The sequence below is a fragment of the Streptomyces triticirhizae genome, from assembly GCF_003696235.1.
In the GTDB taxonomy this organism is placed as follows: domain Bacteria; phylum Actinomycetota; class Actinomycetes; order Streptomycetales; family Streptomycetaceae; genus Streptomyces; species Streptomyces triticirhizae.
Genome location: NZ_RFFJ01000271.1, coordinates 1 through 6,129, shown reverse-complemented (window position 1 = coordinate 6,129; position 6,129 = coordinate 1). Strand labels below are relative to the sequence as shown.

Genomic DNA, 6,129 nt, shown 5'->3' with positions numbered 1-6,129 from the left:
GAGGCGCGCCGTGCGCGCCGGGGCGCGCGCCGGCGGGCCGCCGGCGCCGACCCGGTGGACGTGGCCGCTGCCGCCGCCGCCTCGCTGGACGGGGCGGTGCTGCACGGGGTGCAGCCCTCGCCGGTGGTGGCCGACATCAGCAGCCGGATCTCGGCCAACGAACGCCGCCGGGCCACGCGGGCGGCGCCGCCCGACGCGGAGGAGTCGACGGGCCACCCGTCAACGGGCCCGGCGGGCACGGGCGTTGAGCAGGTCGCTCAGGATACGGTCGAGGGACAGGCCGGCACGGTCCCCGACCTGACGAAGCCGGCGCCCGAGCCGAGCGAGCCGCTGCCGCCCCGGGCCGAGCAGCTCCAGCTGGCCGGGGACATCAGCTACGCCCTGCCGTCCGTCGAGCTGCTGACCCGGGGCGGCCCGGGGCGGACGCGCAGCGCCGCCAACGACGCCGTGGTGGAGTCGTTGACCACCGTCTTCGGCGAGTTCAAGGTGGACGCCCGGGTCACCGGCTTCACCCGGGGCCCGACGGTCACCCGCTACGAGGTGTCGCTCGGGCCCGCCGTCAAGGTGGAGAAGATCACCGCGCTGACCAAGAACATCGCCTACGCGGTGGCCAGCCCCGACGTGCGGATCATCAGCCCGATCCCGGGGAAGTCGGCGGTCGGCATCGAGATCCCCAACAGCGACCGCGAGATGGTCAACCTGGGCGACGTGCTGCGCACCACCGACGCGATGAGCGACGGGCGTCCGCTGCTGGTGGGGCTCGGCAAGGACGTCGAGGGCGGCTATGTGACGGCGGACCTGGCGCGGATGCCGCACATGCTGGTCGCCGGCGCCACCGGCTCCGGCAAGTCGTCCTGCGTCAACTGCCTGATCACCTCGATCATGATGCGGTCAACTCCGGAGGAGGTGCGGCTCGTTCTGGTCGACCCGAAGCGGGTGGAGCTGACCGCCTACGAGGGCATCCCCCACCTGATCACGCCCATCATCACCAACCCCAAGCGGGCCGCCGAGGCGCTCCAGTGGGTGGTGCGCGAGATGGACCTGCGCTACGACGACCTGGCCGCGTTCGGCTACCGCCACATCGACGACTTCAACGCGGCCGTGCGCGCCGGCAAGTTGACGGTGCCGGAGGGCAGCGAGCGCGAACTGACGCCCTACCCCTACCTGTTGGTGATCGTCGACGAGCTGGCCGACCTGATGATGGTGGCCCCGCGCGACGTGGAGGACGCCATCGTCCGGATCACCCAGCTCGCCAGGGCCGCCGGCATCCACCTGGTGCTGGCCACCCAGCGGCCGAGCGTGGACGTGGTGACCGGGCTGATCAAGGCGAACGTGCCGTCCCGACTCGCCTTCGCCACCTCGTCGTTGGCGGACAGCCGGGTCATCCTCGACCAGCAGGGCGCGGAGAAGCTGATCGGCAAGGGCGACGCCCTCTTCCTGCCGATGGGCGCCAACAAGCCGACGCGGATGCAGGGCGCGTTCGTCACCGAGGAGGAGGTCGCCCAGGTCGTCGAGCACTGCAAGGCCCAGATGGCGCCGCGTTTCCGGGACGATGTGACGGTCGGCAGCCGGCAGAAGAAGGAGATCGACGAGGAGATCGGCGACGACCTCGATCTGCTGTGCCAGGCCGCCGAACTGGTGGTCTCCACGCAGTTCGGCTCCACGTCCATGTTGCAGCGCAAGTTGCGGGTCGGCTTCGCCAAGGCGGGGCGGCTGATGGACCTCATGGAGTCCCGGGGCGTGGTGGGTCCCAGCGAGGGTTCCAAGGCCAGGGACGTGCTGATCAAACCCGACGAGTTGGATGGTGTGCTCGCGCTGATTCGTGGGGAGTAGCAGCGTAGGGCCCGACGGGTCCGACCGCGACGGGAGGGCGTCTTCCGCGCGGCCGGACGCGGGGAACGCCATCCCGTTGGCGGACAGAAGTCGCCCGCCCGGTTGCCCGTTCCTTTTCCGGCACCCCTAGACTGATAAGCACAGCAGGTGGCTTCACGCTCGAAAGGCGCCCCCGTGTCCAACGGCAACGAGAAAGCCAAGGACCGGCCTTCTGTCGGTCGTACCCTCCAGCAGGCGCGCATCGATGCGAAACTGACCGTGGATGAGGTCAGTTCGGCCACACGTGTGCGCGTTCCGATCGTTCAGGCCATCGAGGCGGACGACTTCTCCCGCTGTGGTGGCGACGTCTACGCGCGCGGTCATGTCAGGACCCTGGCCAGGGCGGTCGGGCTTGAGCCGGCCGAGCTGATCGAGCTGTACAACGCCCAGCGGGGCCACCACGACGATTCGTTGCCCAGCGGCCCGCTCTTCGAGGCGGAGCGCATCCGGCCCGAGCCGCGCCGCCCCAACTGGACCGCCGCCATGGTCGCCGCGATCGTGGTGGTGATCGGCTTCGTCGGCTTCACGTTCTTCAGCGCGGGCGACGAGGAGGGCGGCGGCTCGGTGGCCGAGCGCACCGAGACGCCCGGCGCGGACTCCCCGGGCGGCGACGGGCCGGAGCGGCGGGGCCCCGAGACGCCCACCACCGAGCCCGAGCCGCCCACCGAGAGCGCCGTGGCCGGGGTGCCGGCCGACAAGGTCACCGTGCGCCTCACCATGGAGGGCACCAGCTGGATCTCGGTCAAGGACAGCAACGGCCGGCTGCTCTTCGAGGGGAACCTGGAGGACGGCGACTCGGAGACGTACACCGACGACGAGCGGATCGACCTGGTGCTGGGGAACGCCGGCGCCGTCAAGCTGCACGTCAACGGGCGCGAGATCGAGGACGTTTTCGAGCCGGGCCAGGTGCAGCGCCTCAGCTACACCGTGGGGGACCCCGAGGAGGGCTGAGCGGGGCGGCCCGCGACGGGCGGGACGCCGGGAACGAAGTAGGCTTGTTGGCATGTCCGAACGCCGTACCGTTGCCCTGGTCACCCTTGGATGCGCCCGTAACGAGGTGGATTCCGAAGAGCTGGCGGGCCGGCTGGCCGCCGACGGCTGGGACCTGGTGGACGACGCCGCCGACGCCGAGGTCGCCGTCGTCAACACCTGCGGCTTCGTGGACGCCGCCAAGAAGGACTCCGTGGACGCCCTGCTGGAGGCCAACGAGCTGAAGGGCACCGGGGGGCGGACCCAGGCCGTGGTCGCGGTCGGCTGCATGGCCGAGCGGTACGGCAAGGAGCTGGCCGAGGCGCTGCCCGAGGCGGACGCGGTGCTCGGCTTCGACGACTACGCGGACATCTCCGAACGGCTCAACACGATCCTCTCGGGCGGCTCGCACGCCCCGCACGTGCCGCGCGACCGGCGCAAGCTGCTGCCGATCAGCCCGGCCGAGCGCCAGGGTACCGAGGTCGCCCTGCCCGGGCACGGCGCGATCGCCGACCTGCCCGAGGGGCTTGCGCCCGCCTCCGGGCCGCGTGCCCCCCTGCGGCGCCGGCTGGACGCAAGCCCCGTCGCCTCCGTCAAGCTGGCCTCGGGCTGTGACCGCCGCTGCACGTTCTGCGCGATCCCCTCGTTCCGTGGCTCGTTCATCTCCCGGCGGCCCTCGGACGTGCTGAACGAGGCGCGCTGGCTCGCCGAGCAGGGGGTGCGCGAGATCATGCTGGTCTCCGAGAACAACACCTCCTACGGCAAGGACCTGGGCGACATCCGGCTGCTGGAGTCGCTGCTGCCCGAGCTGGCCGCCGTGGAAGGGCTGGAGCGGATCAGGGTCAGCTACCTCCAGCCGGCCGAGATGCGGCCCGGGCTGATCGACGTGCTGACCGGCACGGAGAAGGTCGCGCCCTACTTCGACCTGTCCTTCCAGCACTCCGCGCCCGAGGTGCTGCGCGCCATGCGGCGTTTCGGGGACACCGACCGCTTCCTGGAGCTGCTGGCCACCATCAGGAGCAAGGCCCCGCAGGCCGGCGTGCGGTCGAACTTCATCGTCGGCTTCCCCGGCGAGTCCGAGGCGGACCTCGCCGAGCTGGAACGCTTCCTCACCGGCGCCAGGCTGGACGCCATAGGCGTCTTCGGGTACTCGGACGAGGAGGGCACGGAGGCGGCCGGGTTCGCCGAGAAGCTGCCGCCCGAGGTGGTCGCCGAGCGGCTGGCCAGGGTCTCGGAGCTGGCCGACGAGCTGATCGCGCAGCGGGCCGAGGAGCGGCTGGGCGAGGACGCCTCGGTGCTGGTCGAGTCACTGGGTGTCGACGAGGAGACGGACGTGTCAGGCGCCACCGGCGAGGTCGTCGCCGTGGGGCGTGCGGCGCACCAGGCCCCGGAGACCGACGGCCAGATCCTGCTGGTCGGCAAGGGCGAAGACCGGCCGGCCGTCGGCCAGTTGGTGCCGGCGCGGATCGTGGGCTCCCAGGGGGTCGACCTGATCGCCGAGATCACGCCGGTCGCCGGCGCCGGCGACCCGGGGGCGGGAAGGTGACATCCACGCCGGCCTCGGCCGCCGGCAGAGGCCGGACGGCGGATCGGGAACGTTCCGCCGCACCCGCGCTGTGGAACATCGCCAACATCCTGACCATGGTGCGGCTGCTGCTGGTGCCGGGCTTCGTGCTGTTGATGTTCGCCGACGGCGGGCACGACCCGGGCTGGCGCTCGTTGGCGTGGGCGGCGTTCACCATCGCCATGATCACCGACCTGTTCGACGGGGAGTTGGCCCGACGGCACAACCTCGTCACCGACTTCGGCAAGATCGCCGACCCGATCGCCGACAAGGCGATCATGGGCGCCGCGTTGATCTGCCTCTCGCTGCTGGGCGACCTCCCGTGGTGGGTCACGGCCACCATCCTGGCGCGGGAGTTGGGCATCACGCTGATGCGGTTCTGGGTGATCCGGCACGGGGTGATTCCGGCCAGTCGCGGCGGCAAGCTCAAGACGCTGGCCCAGGGCATCGCCGTCGGGATGTACATACTGGCGTTGACCGGGCCGCTGGCCACGCTGCGCTGGTGGGTGATGGCGCTGGCCGTGGTGCTGACGGTGGCGACGGGCCTCGACTATGTGCGGCAGGCCGTGGTCCTGCGGCGCCGGGGGCTGGCCAGGGAGCGGGCCGATGGCCGGTAGCGCGCGGGCCGACGAGCCCCCCGTGGAGTCCCAGGTGCTGGGCATCCTGGTGGGGCGCGGCCAGACCCTTGCCGTCGCCGAGTCGCTGACCGGCGGCCTGGTGGCCGCCGCGATCACGGATGTGCCGGGCGCCTCCCGGGCGTTCCGGGGCTCGATCACCGCCTATGCCACCGAGGTCAAGCGCGAGGTGCTCGGCGTCAGCGGCACGCTGCTGGCCGAACGGGGCGCGGTGGACGCGGAGGTGGCGCGGCAGCTCGCGGTGGGCGCGCGCAGGCTGTTGGGCGCCGACTGGGGGCTCGCGACCACCGGGGTGGCCGGCCCCGAGCCGCAGGACGGGATGCCGGTGGGCACGGTCCATGTCGCGGTTTCGGCGCCGGGTGAGGGGGGAGTCGTGGCTCAGCGGTTGAGTCTGCGGGGTGACCGTGCCGCGATCCGCGCCGGCAGCGTACGCGCCGTGCTCGCCCTGTTGCGGAACGAGCTGCTGCACGCGGACTTCCGAGCGGGTCAGGATACGGAACAGAACGGAGAGGATGGATGTTTGCAGCCCTGAGTGAACAAGACATCGCTCCCCGCGCGGGGGGAGTCCGAGGCGGTACGGTGGGGCATGAAGCTAGCGAGGCCAACGGTCCGAGGAGGGAGCCACCGATGATCCTGCTCCGTCGCCTGTTGGGTGACGTGCTGCGTCGGCAGCGCCAACGTCAGGGCCGCACCCTGCGCGAAGTGTCCTCTTCCGCCCGCGTCTCCCTCGGATATCTCTCCGAGGTGGAGCGGGGACAGAAGGAGGCTTCCTCCGAGCTGCTGGCCGCCATCTGCGATGCTCTCGAACTGCGGATGTCGGAGCTGATGCGCGAGGTCAGCGATGAGCTGTCCCTCGCCGAGCTGGCCCAGTCCGCCGCGAGTGACACGGTGCCCCCGATGCGTCCGATGCTGAACCCCGTGCGTGTTTCCACCGTCACCCACCGTCCCGAAGAGCGCGTCACGATCAAGGCCCCGGCCGAGGCCGTGGACGTGGTCGCCGCCTGAAGCGTCACGGCCTGAACGGTCGCGGGCCGGCGCGCCCTCGGCCGGCGTGCGCCGGGCGCGGCCGCCCGCGTGTGCGGGCCGGCG

General features: G+C 71.7%; 6 protein-coding genes. All 6 read left to right on the top strand.

Annotated elements, in window-relative coordinates; genetic code table 11:
- Positions 1 to 1,833, top strand: a 1,833-nt coding sequence (locus EBN88_RS27780) for a DNA translocase FtsK (protein WP_147472874.1), incomplete at its 5' end; no start/stop codon positions are given.
- 174 nt (positions 1,834 to 2,007) lie between these two features.
- On the top strand, positions 2,008 to 2,823 hold the full coding sequence (locus EBN88_RS27775; RefSeq protein WP_233581043.1) for a helix-turn-helix domain-containing protein: 816 nt from the start codon (positions 2,008 to 2,010) through the stop codon (positions 2,821 to 2,823).
- A 52-nt stretch (positions 2,824 to 2,875) separates the two neighbouring features.
- Positions 2,876 to 4,387 carry a 30S ribosomal protein S12 methylthiotransferase RimO gene (gene rimO / locus EBN88_RS27770; RefSeq protein WP_122399795.1) on the top strand — a complete coding sequence of 504 codons (1,512 nt, stop codon included), beginning with the start codon at positions 2,876 to 2,878 and terminating at the stop codon, positions 4,385 to 4,387.
- Entirely contained in the window at positions 4,384 to 5,022 is a 639-nt protein-coding gene (gene pgsA, locus EBN88_RS27765; protein WP_122399794.1) for a CDP-diacylglycerol--glycerol-3-phosphate 3-phosphatidyltransferase, read from the top strand. Before rimO ends, pgsA begins: the two co-directional genes overlap by 4 nt.
- Positions 5,012 to 5,572, top strand: coding sequence for a CinA family protein (locus tag EBN88_RS27760; protein WP_122399793.1), 561 nt, complete (start codon positions 5,012 to 5,014; stop codon positions 5,570 to 5,572). Before pgsA ends, EBN88_RS27760 begins: the two co-directional genes overlap by 11 nt.
- 95 nt (positions 5,573 to 5,667) lie before the next feature.
- Positions 5,668 to 6,045 carry a helix-turn-helix domain-containing protein gene (locus EBN88_RS27755; protein ID WP_122399792.1) on the top strand — a complete coding sequence of 126 codons (378 nt, stop codon included), beginning with the start codon at positions 5,668 to 5,670 and terminating at the stop codon, positions 6,043 to 6,045.
- The last annotated feature ends 84 nt before the right edge of the window (positions 6,046 to 6,129 follow it).